This is a genomic window from Ruegeria sp. I1 (assembly GCF_056532675.1).
Map to the genome: position 1 here is coordinate 1 of NZ_JBQFNM010000009.1, position 21,243 is coordinate 21,243.

General features: G+C 57.3%; 18 protein-coding genes. 3 read left to right on the forward strand and 15 right to left on the reverse strand.

Annotated features, from left to right (window positions below; genetic code table 11):
• The 4 genes from ACR0DH_RS15830 to rpsL form a co-directional block, all read right to left on the reverse strand.
• Positions 1-91, reverse strand: a 91-nt coding sequence (locus ACR0DH_RS15830; RefSeq protein ID WP_215675807.1) for a GTP-binding protein, incomplete at its 3' end; no start/stop codon positions are given.
• 60 nt (positions 92-151) lie between these two features.
• Complete coding sequence (fusA, locus tag ACR0DH_RS15835; protein ID WP_480545418.1) at positions 152-2,269, reverse strand: elongation factor G; 2,118 nt, start codon at positions 2,267-2,269, stop codon at positions 152-154.
• Positions 2,270-2,287: 18 nt separating this feature from the next.
• Positions 2,288-2,758 (reverse strand): 30S ribosomal protein S7, encoded by a 471-nt coding sequence (gene rpsG, locus ACR0DH_RS15840; protein WP_039529242.1) that lies wholly within the window; start codon positions 2,756-2,758, stop codon positions 2,288-2,290.
• A 15-nt stretch (positions 2,759-2,773) separates the two neighbouring features.
• Complete coding sequence (rpsL, locus tag ACR0DH_RS15845) at positions 2,774-3,145, reverse strand: 30S ribosomal protein S12 (RefSeq protein ID WP_005621086.1); 372 nt, start codon at positions 3,143-3,145, stop codon at positions 2,774-2,776.
• Between the two features lie 370 nt (positions 3,146-3,515).
• On the opposite strand from rpsL, the gene ACR0DH_RS15850 reads away from it, so the two are divergent.
• Positions 3,516-4,331: a putative rhamnosyl transferase gene (locus tag ACR0DH_RS15850; protein WP_480550854.1), complete on the forward strand. Its 816-nt coding sequence runs from the start codon at positions 3,516-3,518 to the stop codon at positions 4,329-4,331.
• Between the two features lie 14 nt (positions 4,332-4,345).
• Positions 4,346-5,152, forward strand: a complete 807-nt coding sequence (locus ACR0DH_RS15855) for a putative rhamnosyl transferase (RefSeq protein WP_480550862.1) — start codon at positions 4,346-4,348, stop codon at positions 5,150-5,152.
• On the opposite strand, the gene ACR0DH_RS15860 is transcribed toward ACR0DH_RS15855, so the two are convergent.
• The 5 genes from ACR0DH_RS15860 to rplJ form a co-directional block, all read right to left on the reverse strand.
• On the reverse strand, positions 5,137-6,006 hold the full coding sequence (locus ACR0DH_RS15860) for a DMT family transporter (RefSeq protein ID WP_480550852.1): 870 nt from the start codon (positions 6,004-6,006) through the stop codon (positions 5,137-5,139). The two genes, ACR0DH_RS15855 and ACR0DH_RS15860, sit on opposite strands and share 16 nt — an antisense overlap.
• 329 nt (positions 6,007-6,335) lie before the next feature.
• Positions 6,336-10,577 (reverse strand): DNA-directed RNA polymerase subunit beta', encoded by a 4,242-nt coding sequence (gene rpoC / locus ACR0DH_RS15865; RefSeq protein WP_480550850.1) that lies wholly within the window; start codon positions 10,575-10,577, stop codon positions 6,336-6,338.
• 267 nt (positions 10,578-10,844) lie between these two features.
• Positions 10,845-14,981 (reverse strand): DNA-directed RNA polymerase subunit beta, encoded by a 4,137-nt coding sequence (gene rpoB / locus ACR0DH_RS15870; protein ID WP_480550848.1) that lies wholly within the window; start codon positions 14,979-14,981, stop codon positions 10,845-10,847.
• 250 nt (positions 14,982-15,231) lie between these two features.
• The gene (gene rplL, locus ACR0DH_RS15875) at positions 15,232-15,609 is read right to left on the reverse strand and encodes a 50S ribosomal protein L7/L12 (protein WP_353009219.1); all 378 of its coding nucleotides are present in this window, start codon (positions 15,607-15,609) and stop codon (positions 15,232-15,234) included.
• A gap of 79 nt (positions 15,610-15,688) precedes the next feature.
• Positions 15,689-16,207, reverse strand: a complete 519-nt coding sequence (gene rplJ, locus ACR0DH_RS15880; RefSeq protein ID WP_170533156.1) for a 50S ribosomal protein L10 — start codon at positions 16,205-16,207, stop codon at positions 15,689-15,691.
• Between the two features lie 411 nt (positions 16,208-16,618).
• Between rplJ and ACR0DH_RS15885 the strand changes: the two genes are divergently transcribed.
• Complete coding sequence (locus ACR0DH_RS15885; protein WP_480550846.1) at positions 16,619-17,578, forward strand: phosphotransferase family protein; 960 nt, start codon at positions 16,619-16,621, stop codon at positions 17,576-17,578.
• Positions 17,579-17,643: 65 nt separating this feature from the next.
• On the opposite strand, the gene rplA is transcribed toward ACR0DH_RS15885, so the two are convergent.
• The 6 genes from rplA to ccoS all read right to left on the reverse strand — a co-directional run bounded on the left by rplA (position 17,644) and on the right by ccoS (position 21,239).
• A complete protein-coding gene (rplA, locus tag ACR0DH_RS15890) occupies positions 17,644-18,342 on the reverse strand; it encodes a 50S ribosomal protein L1 (RefSeq protein ID WP_480550844.1) in 699 nt (232 codons plus the stop codon).
• 1 nt (position 18,343) lies between these two features.
• On the reverse strand, positions 18,344-18,793 hold the full coding sequence (gene rplK / locus ACR0DH_RS15895) for a 50S ribosomal protein L11 (protein WP_010440985.1): 450 nt from the start codon (positions 18,791-18,793) through the stop codon (positions 18,344-18,346).
• Positions 18,794-19,031: 238 nt separating this feature from the next.
• Positions 19,032-19,625: a DUF2189 domain-containing protein gene (locus ACR0DH_RS15900; protein ID WP_480550842.1), complete on the reverse strand. Its 594-nt coding sequence runs from the start codon at positions 19,623-19,625 to the stop codon at positions 19,032-19,034.
• A 430-nt stretch (positions 19,626-20,055) separates the two neighbouring features.
• Complete coding sequence (gene nusG, locus ACR0DH_RS15905) at positions 20,056-20,589, reverse strand: transcription termination/antitermination protein NusG (protein ID WP_170533167.1); 534 nt, start codon at positions 20,587-20,589, stop codon at positions 20,056-20,058.
• A 192-nt stretch (positions 20,590-20,781) separates the two neighbouring features.
• Complete coding sequence (gene secE / locus ACR0DH_RS15910; protein ID WP_170533170.1) at positions 20,782-20,979, reverse strand: preprotein translocase subunit SecE; 198 nt, start codon at positions 20,977-20,979, stop codon at positions 20,782-20,784.
• 101 nt (positions 20,980-21,080) lie between these two features.
• The gene (gene ccoS / locus ACR0DH_RS15915; protein ID WP_170533173.1) at positions 21,081-21,239 is read right to left on the reverse strand and encodes a cbb3-type cytochrome oxidase assembly protein CcoS; all 159 of its coding nucleotides are present in this window, start codon (positions 21,237-21,239) and stop codon (positions 21,081-21,083) included.
• Between the last annotated feature and the right edge of the window lie 4 nt (positions 21,240-21,243).

Below are 21,243 nucleotides of genomic sequence, written 5' to 3' on the forward strand. Positions count from 1 at the left end.
CTGCGGTCAGCGTGGTCTTGCCGTGGTCAACGTGGCCAATCGTGCCGATGTTGACGTGCGGTTTTGTACGCTCAAACTTTTCCTTTGCCATGATGGCCTCCTTTTTCGGTAATGAAGGGAGCCCCTGACCGGAGCTCCCTCAAATCTTCGCTTATGCGTATTTCGCCTGGATCTCGTCCGAGATGTTCTGCGGAACCGGATCGTAGTGGTCGAACTGCATGGTGAACTGGGCACGGCCCGACGACATCGAACGCAGAGTGTTGATGTAGCCGAACATGTTCGCCAGCGGAACGAACGCGTCGATCGCGATCGCGTTGCCGCGCGGTTCCTGACCAGACACCTGGCCACGACGCGAGGTCAGATCGCCGATGATACCGCCGGTGTATTCTTCCGGGGTGATCACTTCGACCTTCATGATCGGTTCCAGCAGTTTCGCGCCAGCTTTGCGCATGCCTTCACGCATACACATACGGGCCGCGATTTCGAACGCCAGAACGCTCGAGTCAACGTCGTGGAACTTACCGTCCAGCAGGGCAACCTTGAAGTCGATCACAGGGAAGCCAGCCAGCGGGCCGCTATCCATGACCGAGTTGATGCCTTTTTCAACACCTGGGATGTATTCCTTCGGAACGGCACCACCAACGATGCGGCTTTCGAACGAATACCCTTCGCCCGGCTCGGTCGGCTGGATTTCCAGCTTAACTTCGCCGAATTGACCCGAACCACCCGACTGTTTCTTGTGGGTGTAGGTGTGCTCGACCGGCATCGAGATGGTTTCGCGATAGGCCACCTGCGGTGCACCGATGTTCGCTTCAACCTTGAACTCGCGCTTCAGACGGTCAACCAGGATGTCCAGGTGAAGCTCGCCCATACCCTTCATGATGGTCTGACCCGATTCCAGGTCGGTTTCCACACGGAAGGACGGGTCTTCGGCGGCCAGACGGGCCAGACCCTGGGACATTTTCTCTTGGTCGCCCTTGGTTTTGGGTTCAACCGCGATCTCGATCACCGGATCGGGGAAGGTCATGGTTTCCAGAACCACAGGCTCTTTCGCATCACACAGGGTGTCACCGGTGGTGGTGTCTTTCAGACCCGCCAGCGCGATGATGTCGCCTGCAAACGCTTCTTCGATCTCTTCCCGGTTGTTCGAGTGCATCATCATCATACGACCGATGCGCTCTTTCTTGCCTTTGGTCGAGTTCAGGATCGAGTCACCCTTGTTCATGGTGCCTGAGTAGATCCGGGTGAAGGTCAGCGAGCCAACAAAGGGGTCGTTCATGATTTTGAACGCCAGGCCCGAGAACGCCATTGCGTCATCGGCACGACGTGCGATGTCACGAACTTCTTCCTCGTCGCCAGGCTTAAAGCCCATGTAATCAACAACGTCCAGCGGGCTGGGCAGATAGTCGATCACAGCGTTGAGCAGCGGCTGAACGCCTTTGTTCTTGAACGCCGAACCACCCAGAACCGGAACGAACGCGATGTCCAGAGTACCTTTGCGCAGCAGGGCGCGCAGGGTCTCAACGTCGGGCTCATTGCCTTCCAGGTATTCCATCATCGCGTCGTCGTCCATTTCGACGGCCGCTTCGATCATCTTGCCACGCCATTCGTCAGCCATGTCTTTCAGGCTGTCGCGGATCGGAGCTTTGATCCAGCTTGCGCCCAGATCTTCGCCCTGCCACAGCCACTCTTCCATGGTGACCAGGTCGATCAGGCCTTCCAACTCGGACTCGGCGCCGATCGGAATACCAACCGGAACAGCGCGTGCGCCGGTGCGGTCTTCGATCATGCGAACGCAGTTGAAGAAGTCTGCGCCGATCTTGTCCATCTTGTTGACGAAAACCATACGCGGAACCTTGTAGCGATCAGCCTGACGCCACACGGTTTCGGTCTGGGGTTCAACACCGGCGTTTGCGTCCAGAACGCAGACGGCACCGTCGAGAACCGCCAGCGAACGCTCAACTTCGATGGTGAAGTCAACGTGGCCGGGGGTGTCGATGATGTTCAGGCGGTGCTTGGGGGTATCGGCGGTCTGACCGTCTTCGGTGCGTTCCCAGAAGGTGGTGGTCGCAGCCGAAGTGATGGTGATGCCGCGTTCCTGCTCCTGCTCCATCCAGTCCATGGTGGCTGCACCATCGTGCACCTCACCGATGTTGTGGGATTTACCAGTGTAATACAGGATACGCTCCGAGCAGGTGGTCTTACCTGCGTCGATGTGCGCCATGATACCGAAGTTACGGTATAGTTCTAGCGGATATTCGCGTGCCATTTTTGATAAGCCTCTGAATTACCAACGGTAGTGGCTGAAGGCTTTGTTCGCCTCGGCCATCTTGTGGGTGTCTTCGCGCTTCTTCACGGCGGTACCGCGGGACTGTACAGCGTCCAGCAGTTCGCCGGCGAGGCGTTCTTCCATGGTGTTTTCGTTGCGGCCACGCGCAGCAGTGATCAGCCAACGGATGGCCAGTGCTTCGCGGCGCTCGGGGCGCACTTCGACCGGAACCTGATAGGTTGCACCACCAACCCGGCGCGAGCGAACCTCGACCGAAGGTTTGATGTTGTCGAGCGCTTCGTGGAACACTTCGACAGGAGCGCGCTTGATCTTGTTCTCAACGCGGTCAAACGCGTTGTAAACGATGCGCTCTGCGACCGACTTCTTGCCGTCGATCATCAGGTTGTTCATGAATTTGGTCAGTACCTTGTCGCCAAATTTGGCGTCAGGCAGGACTTCGCGTTTTTCGGCGGCGTGACGACGTGACATATCAGCCTCTCCTTCTTACTTGGGACGCTTCGCGCCGTATTTCGAACGACGTTGCTTACGGTCTTTGACGCCCTGAGTATCCAGAACACCGCGCAGGATGTGATAACGTACACCGGGAAGGTCTTTTACACGGCCGCCACGGATCAGAACAACCGAGTGTTCCTGCAGGTTGTGGCTTTCACCGGGGATGTACGAGATGACCTCGAACCCGTTGGTCAGGCGCACCTTGGCAACCTTACGCATAGCCGAGTTCGGCTTCTTCGGTGTGGTTGTATATACACGTGTGCAGACGCCGCGTTTCTGCGGGCACTGCTCCAGGTGCATGGACTTCGAGCGTTTTACTTTGGGCTGCCGCGGTTTGCGGATCAGCTGTTGAATAGTTGGCATTCCGGTTTCTTCCCCGTTTTGCAACACACATGACATGCACGCGGGTTGCGTGCGGTTAAATTCGCTGCACTCATGCGTCCACAAGCGCAAAACCCGCGAGCGTTCCCATTCCGAGGTGAACGTCGCGGTTGGTTATCAGAGGACGCGAACTGCAAAATTGTCCGGGTCTTGACCAGTTCATTACTGAAATCGGTTATGGGGCGGCCCCCGTTACCGAGATGTCGCGCGTAATAGGGGGAGTCGGCCCGAGTGTCAACAGCCCGGCATTCACAGCGTGATCCGCCCCCGGTTCGCGCGCAAATGTCTTTAGGTTGCCGCGGGTCTAAAGCAACGTCATAGTAGCCGGAAGAGCGAAAAGAACAGGTTCTCAATGCAGGTCATCGGACTGTGCCGTTTCTCGTTTCCGGCTTTGGGCAGCTTTCAGATCGAACATGAAACGATCGACGAGCGGCGGCATCATCTGTATAACCCCAACCGGTTGGAAGAACGGTTCCGCCTGTTCGAATCCTCAACCCTGCCGTGTTTCCGTGAACAGACGGATGAAGATTTTGAGCTTCTGGTCGTGACAGGCGACTGTCTTCCGAAACAGGCCCGCGAACGACTGAATGATCTGACGGCGGATGTGAAACAGGTTCGGATCGTTTCAAAACCTGCCGACAGCGGGTTGAAGACACGCCAAGTGATGCGTGATGTCCTGAACGAGGCCCGCACCGACCCGGATCAGCCCTGCATTCAGTTCCGGCATGATGATGACGATGCCGTATCCGTTGATCTGGTCGAACGCCTACGCATCGCCATTCAAGAAGGTCGCGGCCTGATCGAGAGTCATTCAACCGTTGCCGTGGATTTTTGCCACGGGTTTCTGGCGCGTTGTGATGCAGATGGCATTCAGGCTGCACGTGTTTTTATCAATCAATTGGGCGTCGGACTGGGTATGTATGTTGCTGGCGGCTGCGACAAAGCCATCATCAGCTATACCCATAACAAGATCGGGCGGTCGATGCCCGTGATCTCATACGGGGACGCGCCGATGTGGGTGCGGACGCTGCATGGGTATAACGACTCTCCTCACGCCCGTAAGAACAAGGTCGACCTGCAACCCCTGACCCCCGAGATGGAGGGTGAGTTTATCGCCCGCTACGCCATCGATCAGGAGGTCGTGCGCAAGGTGCATGGTGCGGCATGACGAGCCCGACCTCCATGCCAGTCATTGGCCTGTGCCGGTTTTCCTACCCCGCCATTGGTGGTTTTCAGGTCCAGCATGAAACAACCGAGGACCGGCGGCGCTACCTCTATGCTCCTGCACGTCTGGAAGAGAGGTTTCGTTTGTTCGAAGCCTCGACCCTGCCCTGTTTCCGCAACCAAACGGATCAGGCGTTTCAACTGCTGATCCTGATCGGGGAGTGCCTGCCCAAGCCAGCCCATGATCGCCTGCGTGATCTGACAGCCGGGATGTCGCAAGTGCGGATCATACAAAAACCCCCTGCCCGGCACCGGCGTTTGATGAAAGAGATTCTGAACGACGCCCGCGCCGATCCAGACCAACCTTGCCTGCAATTTCGCCATGATGATGACGATGCCGTCTCTGTGGATTTTGTGGAGCGTCTGCGTCAAGCCGCGCAGGATAGCGCCGGTTTGATGCAAACTCATGAGACTGTGGGGATCGACTTCAATTGCGGGTATCTTGCGCGCATGAGTGCGGATGGCGTGCAGGCCGCAATGGTGCATCGGCCTCTGGTCACTGCTGGCTTGGGTATGTATGTGCGCGGTGGAAGCTCTGCCACCATCATGAGCTATACCCATAACCGGCTGGGTCGCATCATGTCGGTCGTCAGCTATCCGGACGCTCCAATGTGGGTGCGCAGCCTGAACGGGTTCAACGATTCACCTGCCACACGCAATGCGCAGATCGAATTGAAACCTTTGGACACGGCCCACGAAGCAGAGTTTCGCACCCGCTTTGCCATCGACATACAGACCGTGCGGCGCGTTCACACCTCGGGCTGACGCGCACGCGTCCGAAACAGCGTAAACAGGCCCGAGCCAACCACAAGCATCGCACCCATCATGGTAATCGCATCCGGCCAGTCCCCAAAGACCAGCCAGCCCAACCCAAGCGCCCACAGTAAACCGGTATAACGAAACGGCGCGACGAATCCGACCTCACCGACCCGCATCACCATGACACTGCACAAATAGGCAACCAGAACGAAAATTGAAGCCGAAACAACCAATCCACCCGTGGCGACAGAGACCGGCACCCATCCTTCAAAGATCGATACAATCGCGGCCGTCGCCGTGATCGAGAATGACGTCGCAAGCGTAACGACCATCGAAGGCACCTCGGCCGACATTCGGCGCGTAATTAGGTCTCGCGCAGTGACCGAAAGCACCGCAACCAACGCATAGATCGCGTAAAGGTCAAACCCCTCGGGGCCGGGCCGAACGATCAGCAGCATCCCGGCAAACCCCATCGCAATCGCCACCATGCGCCGCCAGCCGATTGCTTCGTGAAAGAACAACGCGGCCCCAAGCGTTACCGTGAGGGGCAAGACCTGCAAAACCGCCGTCACATTCGCCAAAGGCATATGTTTCAACGCAGTCAAAAAGAAGAAGGTTGCTGACAGCTCCGCCACACAGCGCAGGGCAATCAACCATCTGTCATGCCGTGGAAATCGTAGATGAAACGCGCCCAGATGCCGGGCCAACAGATAGACAAGCGACGTCGCCAACAATCCACGTAAGGCAATCAACTGAAACAGCGGCAGATCCTGCAAGGCGACCTTCACCAGCGTGTCATTGATGGTAAAGGCCATCATGCTGCCCATCATCAGCAGCGCGCCTTTCAGGTTCGGGGTCATGAAAAACTATCCAGTCTCGATTCAATCCCGCCATTGGCTCAGCAGCCCATGAAAATGTCAATTCCCAGCAATACCTTGGAAGATACTCAGGTCCGGTTCATGGATGTCTGGAAGGTCTCCAAGCCAGTCTTTGAGAAGGCATTCCTAATTTCGAAGACTAGTGCTTTGGGCCAAGGGCTACACGAGCGAGCACTGGCATTGAACAATTTGTTTTCGATATCTTTGCTGTATTGCCACCTTAAACCTGCAGAATGCCGAGCGCTCATCGCATGAAAACAAAAAAGGCCCCGCGAAATTGCGGGGCCCTTCCTATTCATAAACTGCAAGCCTTACTCGCGGCTTTCCGGGGTTTCCACCAGAACGTCTAGCTCGTCGCCCACCATGTCGTCGTCGAAGGTCGGAGCTGCCAGGGCAGCGGCGGCTTCGGCCTCTTCCCGGCGGGCTTCGATCACGACATTGTCGCGCGATTGCGCAACCTGACGGACGGCCTGAGTTGCCCCACCTGTACCGGCGGGGATCAGACGACCGACGATGACGTTCTCTTTCAGGCCAACCAGCTTGTCCTTCTTGCCCTGCACGGACGCTTCGGTCAGCACGCGGGTGGTTTCCTGGAACGACGCCGCCGAGATGAACGAACGCGTTTGCAGCGAGGCTTTGGTGATCCCCAGAAGGATCGGCTCGCCCTGTGCCGGACGACCACCGCGGGCGATGGTCTTCTCGTTGGCCGCGTCGAACTCCTGCTTGTCCACATGCTCGCCTTTCAGCAGGGTGGTGTCGCCTGAATCCAGGATCTCCCACTTCTGCAGCATCTGGCGCACGATGACCTCGATGTGCTTGTCGTTGATCTTCACGCCCTGCAAACGATAGACGTCCTGCACCTCGTCAATCATGTAATCCGCCAGCGCTTCGACACCCATGATGGACAGGATGTCATGCGGAGCCGGGTTGCCGTCCATCAGGTATTCACCCTTCTGGATGAAGTCCCCTTCGGCGACCGGGATGTGCTTGCCCTTGGGCACCATGTACTCGATGGTCTCCATGGACTCGTCCGCCGGTTCGATGCTGATGCGGCGCTTGTTCTTGTAGTCGCGGCCAAAGCGCACGTAACCATCGGCTTCTGCGATGATCGCGTGATCTTTCGGACGACGCGCTTCGAACAGTTCGGCCACACGCGGCAGACCACCGGTGATGTCCTTGGTCTTGGCACCTTCACGCGGGATACGCGCGACAACGTCACCGGCTTCGACGGTTTGACCGTCTTCGACCGACAGGATCGCATCCACCGACATCGGATAGTGAACCGGGTTGCCCGCATCGTTGCGGACCGGCTCGCCATCTTCACCGACCAGAATGATCTCGGGCTTGAGGTCGCTGCCTTTGGGGGCCGCACGCCAGTCGATCACGATCTTCTGGGTCATGCCGGTTGCGTCGTCGGTCTCGTCGCGGACCGCAAGGCCCGAAACAAGATCGACATATTTCGCGGTACCGGCTTTCTCGGCGATAATCGGCAGGGTGTACGGGTCCCATTCGAACAGTTTGTCGCCACGGGCAACCTTGGTGCCGTCCTTGACGAACAGCTTGGAGCCATAACCCAGCTTATGGCTGGCACGCTCTTCGCCATGTTCGTCCTTGATCACCAGCTTCATGTTCCGACCCATGACCAGACTTTCGCCTGCCGCGTTGACCAGAATCTGCGGGTTCTCGAAGGACACGACGCCGTCCTGGCTGGCTTCCTGGAACGACTGCTGACCACCTTGTGCAACACCGCCGATGTGGAAGGTCCGCATGGTCAGCTGTGTACCGGGTTCACCGATGGACTGGGCGGCGATGATGCCGACAGCTTCACCCGTGTTCACCATGGTACCGCGTGCAAGGTCACGACCGTAGCAGGTGGCACAGACGCCTTCCTCGGACTCACAGGTCAGAGGCGAGCGGATGCGCATCGACGCAACACCGGCTTCGTCGATGGTGTCCGCCATACGTTCGTCGATCAGCTGACCTGCAGCCACGATCACCTCATCGGTGCCCGGACGCAGAACATCATCAGCCGCGACACGACCCAGCACCCGCTCAGCCAGCGAGGCGACAACCTCACCGTCGTTCACGGCTGCTTCGGCAGTGATCGCACGCTCGGTGCCACAGTCGATCTCACGAACGATACAGTCTTGTGCCACGTCCACCAGACGACGGGTCAGGTAACCCGAGTTCGCCGTTTTCAGAGCGGTATCCGACAGACCCTTACGGGCACCGTGGGTCGAGTTGAAGTACTCAAGAACGGTCAGACCCTCTTTAAAGTTCGAGATGATCGGCGTCTCAATGATGTCACCGTTCGGCTTGGCCATCAGGCCGCGCATACCGCCCAGCTGTTTCATCTGAGTGACCGAGCCACGCGCGCCGGAGTGGGCCATCATGTAGACCGAGTTCGGTTCCTGCTCAGACCCGTCCTCTGCCCGATCCGACGACGAGATCGTGCTCATCATCGCATCAGTGACGCGGTCGTTACACTTCGACCAGGCATCAACAACTTTATTGTACTTTTCGCCCTGAGTGATCAGGCCGTCCATGTACTGCTGTTCAAAGTCCTTCACCTGACCGCGGGTGTCATCAACGATGCCCCACTTGTCGTCCGGAATGACCATGTCGTCCTTGCCGAACGAAATGCCCGCCTTGAACGCTTCTTTGAAGCCCATCGACATGATCTGGTCACAGAAAATGACCGACTCTTTCTGACCGCAGTAGCGGTAGACGGTGTCGATCACCTGCTGCACTTCTTTCTTCCGCAGCAGGCGGTTGACCAGATCGAACGGTGCTTTGTTGTTCAGTGGCAGCAACGCACCCAGACGCAGACGGCCCGGAGTGGTTTCATAACGCTTCTGAACTTCGTTGCCTTCGTCGTCGATCTGCGTGATCCGCGCGGTGATTTTCGAGTGCAGATGCACTTCGCCGGAATCCAGCGCGTGCTGAACTTCGTCGATAGACCCGAACACCTTGCCTTCGCCCGGCATACCTTCGCGTTCCAGGGTCACATAGTAGAGACCCAGGATCATATCCTGCGACGGAACGATGATCGGCGCGCCGTTTGCAGGCGACAGAACGTTGTTCGTCGACATCATCAGAACACGGGCTTCCAGCTGGGCCTCAAGGCTCAGCGGGACGTGAACGGCCATCTGGTCCCCGTCGAAGTCGGCGTTAAAGGCCGAACAAACCAGCGGGTGCAACTGGATGGCTTTACCTTCGATCAGAACCGGTTCGAACGCCTGAATGCCAAGACGGTGCAGCGTCGGCGCACGGTTCAGCATGACAGGATGTTCGCGGATCACCTCGTCGAGGATATCCCACACTTCGGGACGCTCTTTTTCGACCAGTTTCTTCGCCTGTTTCACGGTCGAAGACAAACCCTTGGCTTCAAGGCGCGAATAGATGAACGGCTTGAACAGCTCCAGCGCCATCTTCTTGGGCAAGCCACACTGGTGCAGCTTGAGTTCCGGACCAGTCACAATGACCGAACGGCCCGAGAAGTCGACGCGCTTACCCAGAAGGTTCTGACGGAAGCGACCCTGTTTCCCTTTCAGCATGTCCGACAGCGATTTAAGCGGGCGCTTGTTAGCGCCGGTGATCACGCGGCCACGACGGCCGTTGTCGAACAGAGCATCCACGGATTCCTGCAGCATCCGCTTTTCGTTGCGGACGATGATGTCAGGCGCGCGCAGCTCGATCAGACGCTTCAGACGGTTGTTCCGGTTGATGACGCGGCGATACAGATCGTTCAGATCCGAGGTCGCGAAACGGCCACCATCCAGCGGAACCAGCGGACGCAGTTCCGGCGGAATGACCGGGATCACGGTCATCACCATCCATTCGGGCCGGTTGCCCGACTCGAGGAAGGATTCAACAACCTTCAGACGCTTGATGATCTTCTTGGGCTTCAGCTCGCCGGTTGCTTCGGCCAGATCAGCGCGCAGCTGCTCGGCTTCGGCTTCCAGATCGATCTGGGCAAGCATCTCACGGATGGCTTCGGCACCGATATTCGCGGTGAACGCGTCCATGCCATAGGCATCCTGAGCGTCCATGTACTCTTCTTCGGTCAGCATCTGGCCATAGGTCAGGTCGGTCAGACCCGGCTCGATGACGACATAGTTTTCAAAGTACAGAACGCGTTCCAGATCGCGCAGCGTCATGTCCAGCATCAGACCGATCCGGGACGGCAGCGATTTCAGGAACCAGATATGCGCAACGGGTGCGGCCAGTTCGATATGGCCCATACGCTCACGGCGGACTTTCTGCAGGGTGACTTCCACGCCACACTTTTCGCAGACAACGCCGCGATACTTCATCCGCTTATATTTACCGCACAGACATTCGTAATCTTTGATCGGGCCAAAGATACGAGCGCAGAACAGACCGTCACGTTCGGGCTTGAACGTCCGGTAGTTGATGGTTTCGGGTTTCTTGATCTCGCCATAGGACCAAGACAGAATCCGCTCGGGCGACGCCAGCGAGACCTTGATCTCGTCGAAGACCTTCGGGGGCGTCAGCGGGTTGAACGGGTTGTTGGTGATTTCCTGATTCATTTTACAATCCAATCTGACTGTTTGCAGTCATCAGAAGAAAAGGAGAAGGGCGCACATCGCGATCACAAGGAAGATCAGAAGATACGGAATACCGAGGAGTAGAGACCTCCGCCAATATTCCGCTGTCCATGTCGAGATCCTCATTGGGTCGATGCATAATTCCTGCCTTAGACGAAACTGTCGGTACATGCCGTGGAAGAAGGTGACAAAAGATGCCACCAACAAAACCAATGCTCCGACTGCCGTCCAAAACATTTACGACCTCGCTCACTCCTCAACCTCCGCATCCAGGAGTTCCATATTCAGGCCGAGGCCACGGACTTCTTTCACCAGAACGTTGAACGATTCCGGTACGCCCGCTTCAAAGTTATCCTCGCCCTTGACGATCGACTCATAGACCTTGGTCCGACCGGCGACGTCATCCGATTTCACCGTCAGCATCTCCTGCAGGGTGTAGGCGGCGCCGTAAGCTTCCAGAGCCCAGACTTCCATCTCACCAAAGCGCTGACCACCGAACTGCGCCTTACCGCCCAGCGGCTGCTGGGTCACCAGGCTGTACGGCCCGGTCGAACGCGCGTGGATTTTGTCGTCCACAAGGTGGTGCAGTTTCAGCAGGTACTTGATGCCCACGGTCACCGGACGCGCGAATTGCTCACCGGTACGACCGTCGAACAGAACCGACTGACCGCTTTCCGAGAAGCCCGCACGCACCAGCGCGTCGTTGACGTCCGCCTCTTTGGCGCCGTCGAAGACCGGGGTTGCGATCGGAACACCGCGGGTCACGTTGCCCGCAGCCTCGATCAGGCCATCCTCGTCCAGACCGGTGATGCCTTCTTCGTAGACATTCTCACCGTAAGCCAGCTTCATCGCTTCGCGCACCGGGGTCAGGTCGCCAGAGCGGCGGTATTCACCCAGAGCGTCATCGATGTTCAGACCCAGACCGCGCGCGGCCCAACCCATATGGGTTTCAAGGATCTGACCAACGTTCATACGCGAAGGCACACCCAGCGGGTTCAGACAGAAGTCGACCGGAGTACCATCGGCCAGGAACGGCATGTCTTCCATCGGAACAACCTTGGAGATCACACCTTTGTTCCCGTGACGACCGGCCATCTTGTCGCCCGGCTGCAGCTTGCGCTTCACGGCGATGAAGACTTTGACCATCTTCATCACACCCGGCGGCAGGTCGTCGCCACGGCGGACCTTTTCGACCTTGTCTTCAAAACGGGCGTCCAGAGCACGCTTTTGCACTTCGTACTGCTCGTTCAGAGCTTCGACGATCTGTGCGTCCTGCTCACCTTCCAGCGCCAGCTGCCACCACTGTCCACGGGTCAGGGTTTCCAGCAGGTCCTCGGTGATCACCGACCCTGCCTTGACGCCTTTCGGGCCTTTCACAGCGGTTTTACCCAGGATCAGGCCCTGTAGACGCGCATAGATGTTGCGGTCAAGGATTGCCAGCTCGTCGTCCCGGTCACGGGCCAGACGTTCAACTTCCTCACGCTCGATCTGCAGCGCACGTTCGTCTTTCTCGACGCCGTGACGGTTGAAGACGCGGACCTCAACGACCGTACCGTAATCGCCCGGCTTCACGCGCAGCGAGGTGTCGCGCACGTCAGATGCTTTTTCACCAAAGATGGCGCGCAGCAGCTTTTCTTCCGGGGTCATCGGGCTTTCGCCCTTCGGAGTAATCTTGCCGACCAGAATATCGCCCGGCTCAACATCCGCACCGATGTAAACGATGCCCGCCTCGTCGAGGTTACGCAGCGCTTCTTCACCGACGTTCGGGATGTCGCGGGTGATCTCTTCCGGGCCCAGCTTGGTGTCACGGGCGGCGACTTCGAATTCCTCGATATGGACCGAAGTAAAGACGTCATCACGCGCGATACGTTCGCTGATCAGGATCGAGTCTTCGTAGTTGTAACCGTTCCACGGCATGAACGCGACGACCACGTTCTTACCAAGGGCCAGCTCACCCATATCGGTCGACGGACCATCGGCAATGACCTCGCCCTTCTGGACGGTGTCACCCACCTTGATCAGCGGACGCTGGTTGATGCAGGTGTTCTGGTTCGAACGCTGGAATTTGCGCAGACGGTAGATGTCAACGCCCGCGTCGCCCAGTTCCAGATCCTCGGTCGCGCGGATAACGATACGCTGGGCATCGACCTGGTCGATGATACCGGCGCGTTTCGCCTGAATCGCAGCACCCGAGTCGATCGCAACCTTTTCCTCGATCCCGGTACCGACCAGCGGTGCCTCGGCCCGCAGCAGCGGAACCGCCTGACGTTGCATGTTCGAGCCCATCAGAGCTCGGTTAGCGTCGTCATTTTCAAGGAACGGGATCAGCGATGCAGCTACTGATACCAGCTGTTTCGGCGACACGTCGATCAGATCCACATTCTCGCGCGGGGCAAGCGTGTAATCACCAGCCTGACGGGTCGAAACCAGATCGTTGATGAACTTGCCATCCGCATCCAGCGTCGCGTTCGCCTGCGCCACGGTGTGACGCATTTCCTCGGTCGCGGACATGTAGTGAACCTCATCCGTCACCTCGGCGTCTTTAACAACGCGGTACGGTGTTTCGATGAAGCCATACTTGTTCACGCGGGCAAAGGTGGCCAGCGAGTTGATCAGACCGATGTTCGGACCTTCCGGTGTTTCAATCGGGCACATCCGGCCATAGTGGGTCGGGTGTACGTCGCGCACTTCAAAGCCCGCACGCTCGCGCGTCAGACCACCGGGGCCAAGCGCCGAGAGACGGCGTTTGTGGGTAACTTCCGACAGCGGGTTGGTCTGGTCCATGAACTGCGACAGCTGCGACGAGCCGAAGAATTCGCGAACAGCAGCTGCAGCCGGTTTCGCGTTGATCAGGTCCTGAGGCATGACGGTGTCGATCTCGACCGACGACATACGCTCTTTGATCGCGCGCTCCATGCGCAACAGGCCAACACGGTACTGGTTTTCCATCAGTTCGCCAACCGAACGCACACGACGGTTGCCGAGGTGGTCGATATCGTCCACGTCGCCTTTGCCGTCACGCAGTTCGACCAACGCTTTGATGCAGGCCACGATATCTTCGCGGCGCAAGGTGCGCAGGGTGTCCGGCGCGTCCAGAGCCAGACGCATGTTCATTTTCACGCGGCCAACGGCGGACAGGTCATACCGCTCGCTGTCGAAGAACAGGGTGTCGAACAGAGCCGACGCAGCTTCGACGGTGGGCGGCTCACCCGGACGCATGACGCGGTAGATGTCCATGAGCGCGGTTTCGCGGCTCATGTTCTTGTCCTGAGCCATGGTGTTGCGCATGTAGGGGCCAACATTGACGTTGTCGATGTCCAGAACCGGAATGTCAGTGACGCCCGCGTCGATAAGCTCTTTCGCGGTGCCGCCGATCAGATCGCCGTCTTTGTCATATTCCAGCGTCAGCTCATCACCGGCTTCGACATAGATCGCACCGGTTTCTTCGTTGATGATGTCCTTGGCGACATACTTGCCGACGATGTTGTCGAAGGGCACCAACAGGTTGGTGACGCTGCCTTCGTCGATCAGTTTCTTGACCGCGCGCGGGGTGACTTTCTTGCCTGCTTCGGCAATCACTTCACCGGATTTCGCGTCGACCAGATCATAGGTTGGGCGGGTACCGCGTACGCGCTCGGGGAAGAATGGCGTGACCCAGCCTTTCTTCTTGTCCAGCTTGTAGGACACGGTGTTGTAGTAAGCATCCATGATCGCTTCCTGATCCAGACCCAGCGCATAGAGCAGGGTTGTCACAGGCAGTTTGCGGCGACGGTCGATACGGGCGAACACGATGTCTTTGGCGTCGAACTCAAAGTCCAGCCAGCTGCCGCGATACGGGATGATGCGGCAGGCAAACAACAACTTGCCCGAGGAATGGGTTTTACCTTTGTCGTGATCAAAGAACACACCGGGCGAACGGTGCATCTGAGACACGATCACACGCTCGGTGCCGTTCACGATGAACGTCCCGTTCGGCGTCATCAGGGGCATATCGCCCATGAACACGTCCTGTTCCTTGATGTCTTTGACCGATTTCGCGCCAGTGTCCTCGTCGACATCGAAAACGATCAGACGCAGTGTGACCTTCAGCGGCGCGCTGTAGGTCATGTCACGCTGCATGCACTCTTCGACGTCATATTTGGGTTTTTCCAGATCATACTTCACGAACTCCAGAACGGAGGTTTCGTTGAAATCCTTGATCGGGAAAACCGACTGGAACACGCCCTTGATGCCTTCGCCGTCTGTGGGCTGTTCAGCATCGCCGGAGCGCAGGAAAAGATCATAAGAAGATTTCTGCACCTCAATGAGGTTCGGCATTTCCAAAACTTCGCGGATTTTGCCGTAATATTTACGAAGACGTTTCTGGCCAAGGAACGTTTGAGCCATGTCAGATGTCACCTTTCGATGTTCTCAGCGGGCAAAGACACCGTCGGGCCCCGGCATCTTGCACAATCGAGACAACACGTCCGGATCAATTCGTGGCCACCGTCCCGAAGGCGGCCTCCCGATCCGAAAACCGTGTCTTAGAAAACGCCCCATATCCTGAGGCCCTTTCTAAGACAGGTTCGGCTGGACCCGGATTTCTCCGGACCCAGCCAAATTTCCAGGCACATCAGCGATGTGCCAACGGACTGACTTAGGCCAGTTCGACCTCGGCGCCAGCTGCTTCCAGCTTGCCCTTGATCTCTTCGGCTTCGGCTTTGTCCACGCCTTCTTTGATCTTGCCGCCAGCTTCGACCAGCTCTTTGGCTTCTTTCAGGCCCAGACCGGTGATGCCGCGAACTTCTTTGATCACGTTGATTTTCGAAGCGCCGGCGTTCTTCAGAACGACGTCGAATTCGGTTTTTTCTTCCTCAGCTGCACCGCCGGCATCGCCAGCTGCGCCTGCGACCATGACGGCGCCGCCAGCTGCGGGCTCGATGCCGTACTCGTCTTTGAGGATGGTTTTCAGTTCTTGTGCTTCCAGCAGGGTCAGACCCACGATGCTTTCTGCGAGTGCTTTCAGATCAGCCATTGTATCAGCTCTTTCCGTTTACAGTGTGTGTTCCAACGTCAGGGAGTTTTCCCTACGCAGATCATTCAGTGCCAACCGCTTACGCAGCTTCCGCCTTCTCTTCGATGGTGGAAAGGATGCTTGCGATGTTGCTTGCAGGTGCGCCAATTGCACCGGCGATGTTCGAAGCAGGCGCGCCAAGCATACCAGCGATCGTAGCAATAAGCTCTTCACGCGACGGCATTTTCGACACGGCTGTAACACCAGCCCGGTCCAGAGCGTTCTCACCCATTGCACCGCCAAGAATTTCGAACTTTTGGTTCTCTTTGGCGTAGTCCTCGGCCACTTTGGCAGCTGCCACAGGGTCCTCGGAATAGGTCAGAACGGTCATCCCTGTCAGCAGGTCGGCCATGTTTTCACACGGCTTACCCTCAAGGGCGATTTTGGCGAGCCTGTTCTTGGCAACACGCACGGAACCACCCGCGTCACGAGCACGTGCGCGAAGGTCCTGCATCTCGGCAACTGTCAGACCGGCGTAATGGGCAACCACTACGACGCCAGAGCTTTCGAAGATTTGGCCGAGTTCCTCGACCACTTTCTCTTTCTGGGCTCTATCCACAGTTCTCTCCAAGTTAGGGGCGATGCCTCACCCCGGCTCATATTTGCCGCGGGCAATCCCCCGGCGTTCAGGTCCGTTGTTACGGGATTGGCCAAAATGCGCCCGAGGGTGGGACCCTCAGAATTCTTTGGTCTTACCCGTCTCAGGCAGGAAATTAAGGGATCAGATGACACCACCCACCGTCTTGGACGAAACGAAAGAAAGCGCACGACGAATCGCACGCTTTGTTCCGCAGGTCTACTTAGGGCAGACGCGCCCAGTTTCCAAGAGGTAAATTGCACGTCCGCGCAATCAATCGCGCCTATCGTTAGCCTCTGCCACCTACGCTCGAACCATTGACACAGGACTGACGCTCTTGTCTTGTCGGACGCGCCGAACACGCTCAGACAAACAGCACATAAACGCCAGACGATGCCGACACTCACGATTTCCGAATACGACATGGCATCGGGCTTCGCCAGTGAGTTTGCTCGACACCAACTAAACGACCGCATCACCGGCTTGGAATGCGTCTATCGCTCGCACGGGTTTCCGGGGTCCCGGCTAGTAATGAAGGTGGAAACACCGGGTCAGGACTTTGCACTAAAGATTGATACGGTCTCACCTGAATCGGGGCGTCTGAGCAGAGAGTTCGAAACACTAGGTCGGGTTTTCAGCCATTTCAAAGGGCACGAATCCGGTCGCGTCGTGCGGCCTGTCTTTTTGGCCCCCGGCGGCGCTTACATGGTGACTGAGTATGTAGACCGACCCACCGCTGTCGATGTGATCTATAACAGCGACGATGACAAACAGGTTGCGCAGGTCTATCGCCGGGCCGGTGCCTGGCTGCATCATCTTCACAGCCTGCAGAAGCCAGTTCAATACGCGTTCCGACCCCGCTGGATGACCGACAACATCCGCGAATTGTCGACCTTGGTCCCGGATCATATCACTCCGATCAGCCAACCCATGGTGGACACGTTTTTGGCCGAGGCCGCACGGCTGCGAAACCGGCCCGATCTGCGGGTGTTTTCGCACGGGGATTTCCACGGGCTCAATCTGATCATGGGTCAGGGCACCACCATCGGCCTCGACTTCACCGAAGCGCGCGACAAGCTGGCCGTCTACGACATCGTCGATTTTGTGAAAGCCGACATCTTTCGCAGCGCCACTCAGCAGGAGATCGACCGGAGCGGTATGCTCAAGACCAACAAACAGATGTTTTTCAAACTCTACCGCCACCCAATCGATATCGAGATCCTGGATTGCTGCCTGCGTGGCCGCCTACTTAAGGACTGGCTACGCCTCTGGCGGCCAGACTTCATTTGCAGCCAGTTTGAAGAGCGCAAGCGCGACCTGTTAGAAGCGCGCCTGAAACAGATATTCCTGTAGCAGACAAAAAACCCGGGCAGTTCGCACCACCCGGGTCTTATTACTGATGGCTAGATGCCGAGGGCTTATTCGCCCGATGCAGCTACCACATCCAGTGTCACGCCGGGGCCCATGGTCGAGCTCAGCGCGATTTTCTTCATGTAAGTACCTTTAGCGCCCGACGGCTTGGCCTTAGCCACAGCCGAGATGAAGGCACGGACGTTTTCGACCAGCTTGGCTTCGTCAAACGACGCTTTGCCAACACCGGCGTGCACAACGCCGCCTTTTTCCGCTTTGAACTGAACTTCACCACCTTTGGCTGCTTCCACGGCCGCTTTCACGTCCATGGTCACGGTGCCAACTTTGGGGTTTGGCATCAGGTTGCGAGGGCCCAGAACTTTACCCAGACGGCCAACGATGGGCATCATGTCAGGGGTTGCAATGCAACGATCGAATTCGATGGTGCCGCCCTGGATGGTTTCCATCAGGTCTTCTGCGCCAACGATATCTGCGCCAGCTTCTTTTGCTTCGTCAGCCTTGGGGCCACGCGCAAATACCGCAACACGCATCGCTTTGCCGGTGCCGTTCGGCAGACCGACGACGCCGCGAACCATCTGGTCCGCGTGACGGGTATCGACGCCCAGGTTAAGAGCGATCTCGATGGTCTCGTCGAATTTCGAGGTCGCGTTGCCTTTGACCAGGGAAACAGCTTCTTCAACCGACAGGTTTTCCTTGCCAGCGACAGCTTCGCGCGCAGCGCGGGTACGTTTACCGAGTTTTGCCATCTTACTTCACCTCGATGCCCATAGAGCGGGCCGAGCCCAGGATGATCTGCATTGCGCCTTCGACGTCGTTGGCGTTCAGATCTTTCATTTTGGCTTCGGCGATTTCGCGAACCTGCTTCGAGGTCACGGTTGCCACGGTCTCACGACCGGGGTTTTCCGCGCCGCGAGGACGGTTCCGCTTGCCAACCGGCTTCAGACCAGCCGCTTTTTTCAGGTAGTAAGACGCGGGCGGCGTCTTGATGTCCATGGTGAAGGACTTGTCCTGATAATAGGTGATCACGGTCGGGCACGGAGCGCCGGGCTCCATGTCTGCGGTCTTGGCGTTAAATGCCTTGCAGAATTCCATGATGTTGATGCCGCGCTGACCCAGCGCCGGACCAACTGGCGGCGACGGGTTCGCCTGACCTGCAGGAACCTGCAGTTTCATTGTACCAGCAAGCTTCTTGGCCATTTGGTTTTCCTTTCAACGTAGGTGGGACGCGTCCCACCCGGTTTATGTTGCGTGGTCCGGCCCGGGATCGCGATCCCAGCAACCTCCCACGAGAGAATCTCGCCCGAAGACGATAGAGGCGGCGTTTATAGGGGAATGTATGGGTTGGCAAGTGGGTGGCATCCTGAATTCTCCCCACTTGATCAAACCTAAAGGCAAGTTTTGCTCAGGTGGGTTTCTTTGCCTATTGCGAAGGATCTCATATCTCAGATGGTGACACAGCCCGCTTATAGAGATGCCACGTGGTATGGCCAAGGATCGGCAGAGTAAAGATAAGACCCAGAAATGCCGGAACCAAAGACAACAACATGGTAATCGAAATGATCGCTGCCCAGCCTAACATGACAACGGAGTTCTCGGTGACAACGCGAATGGACGTAAGCATCGCGGAAACAAAATTTGTTTCGCGGTCGAGCAGCATCGGCATCGCGACGACGGTAACCGAGAACAAAACGGCTGACAGAAAGGCTCCGACGCAAGTGCCAATTGCAAGGAAAGTCCAACCCTGTGGCGTGAAGAATACCGAATTTATAAACCCTTCAAAGTCAGAGAATGATGCATTTTGCAGAATGATCGCTAGCCAAAGCCTGATCTGGTAGGTCCAGACCCAGAAAATGAACAACGTAACAAATGCCATCCAGCCCATTTCACGATTGCGCTGATTGGCCATGGTTTTGAGGATGTCAGACCAGCTGAATTCCTCTCCCTTCTCCAGCCGTCGGGACATCTCATAGAGCCCAGCTGCAGCGAACGGCGCGACCAGCGGGAAGCCTATGGCTGCGGGAATAATCATCCAAATCTTACCAAGCCAGACCAGACACCAAACAAATAGGATTCCGAAAACCGCATAGAAAAGGCCAAAGAAACCGCTCATGAGGGGGCGCGCGAGAAAGTCAGAAAACCCCGCTCTGAGCGAAGCGGTAATATCATCCTTTGTTAGACGATTGACCTCGGGCACGTCCTCTTGTTGCGGTGTCGGATTTTTCGGTGATGTGGAACCGTTGGCACTGGGTGCCATAACAAACTCCTCCCAAACCGTAGTGTCTGAATGGTCTGCCTATCCAGCTAGCCAGGCGGCGAGACAGATGTCTTTTGCTTGACAACAAGTTAGCAGCAGATGAGCCTCTGGCACAAGAAGAGTATATAGCAGCCAGAATTGCCTTGCTGCTATTGAATGACTTGGTGGTCTAGCTCAGCTCGGGGAATCGAACCCAAAAGAGACGTTAACTTTGCTTCGTAACCTGCGTGAAGTCCAGCTCGACCGGGGTTTCGCGGCCAAAGATCGAAACAGACACTTTCAGCTTCTGCGCCTCGTCGTCCACGCCTTCGACCATACCGTCGAAATCCTCGAACGGGCCGTCGTTGACTTTGACCTTCTCGCCCACCTCGAAGGTGATCATCAGCTTGGGCGCTTCTTCACCCTCCTGAACGCGGTTGAGGATCTGGTTCACCTCGGCGTCGCGCATCGGCATCGGGCGGCCTTGAGGACCGAGGAAGCCGGTGACGCGGTTGATCGAGTTGATCAGGTGATAGCCCTGATCGGACATTTCCATATGCACCAGAACATAGCCCGGCATGAACCGACGCTCGGTCGTGACTTTCTTGCCCCGACGCACTTCGATCACCTCTTCGGTGGGCACCAGCACTTCGTCGATATCGTCTTCAAGGCCCTGTTCAGCCACCGACGTGCGGATCTGCTCTGCGATCTTCTTTTCGAAATTCGAAAGAACGCTGACCGAGTACCACCGTTTCGCCATGAACCTGTCGTCCTTGTTTAGCTCCGAGGCGGCAAGCCGCGCGCCCCGCGTTGAAATTCAATTGCGTGACCCGGAATAAAAAGCGGCGCGCAACCTGATTCGCCGCACGCCCATTCCGAATAGTCATGTCACCTACTCTGACACGCCGTGCTGTGCAAGGGGGCAGTGGTGTTTCCACCCGCCCAAACTGCCTTAGCTGAACGCGCCCAGCACCAGCTGAAGACCCCCGCGAATGCCCAGATCGACCAGCGCAAAGAAGGCAGCGGTCAGGGCGGCCATGATGAACACCATAACCGTGGTCAACAGCACCTCACGCCGGGTCGGCCAGACGACCTTGGAAACTTCGGCACGGACTTGCTGAATGAACTGGATCGGGTTGGTGGTGGCCATGTGGCTTGGTCTCTCTGCTAGCGGATAGGCCGGACATAGCTGGGCATTGCGGCAATTTCAAGGGCGGTTCGGATCAACTCTGCTTGGTCGATGCGACGCGGTTACGGCTTGGGCTTATCGTCCCATTCCTCGCTGAGAATCCGGCGGGCGTCGCCCTCGGGATCCTCGTACTGGTTCGAACGGACCGTGTAAACAAACGCAACTAAGCCAACGCCGCCCAGAAAAAGGGAAATCGGGATCAGATAGGCGAGCACTTCCATTCGA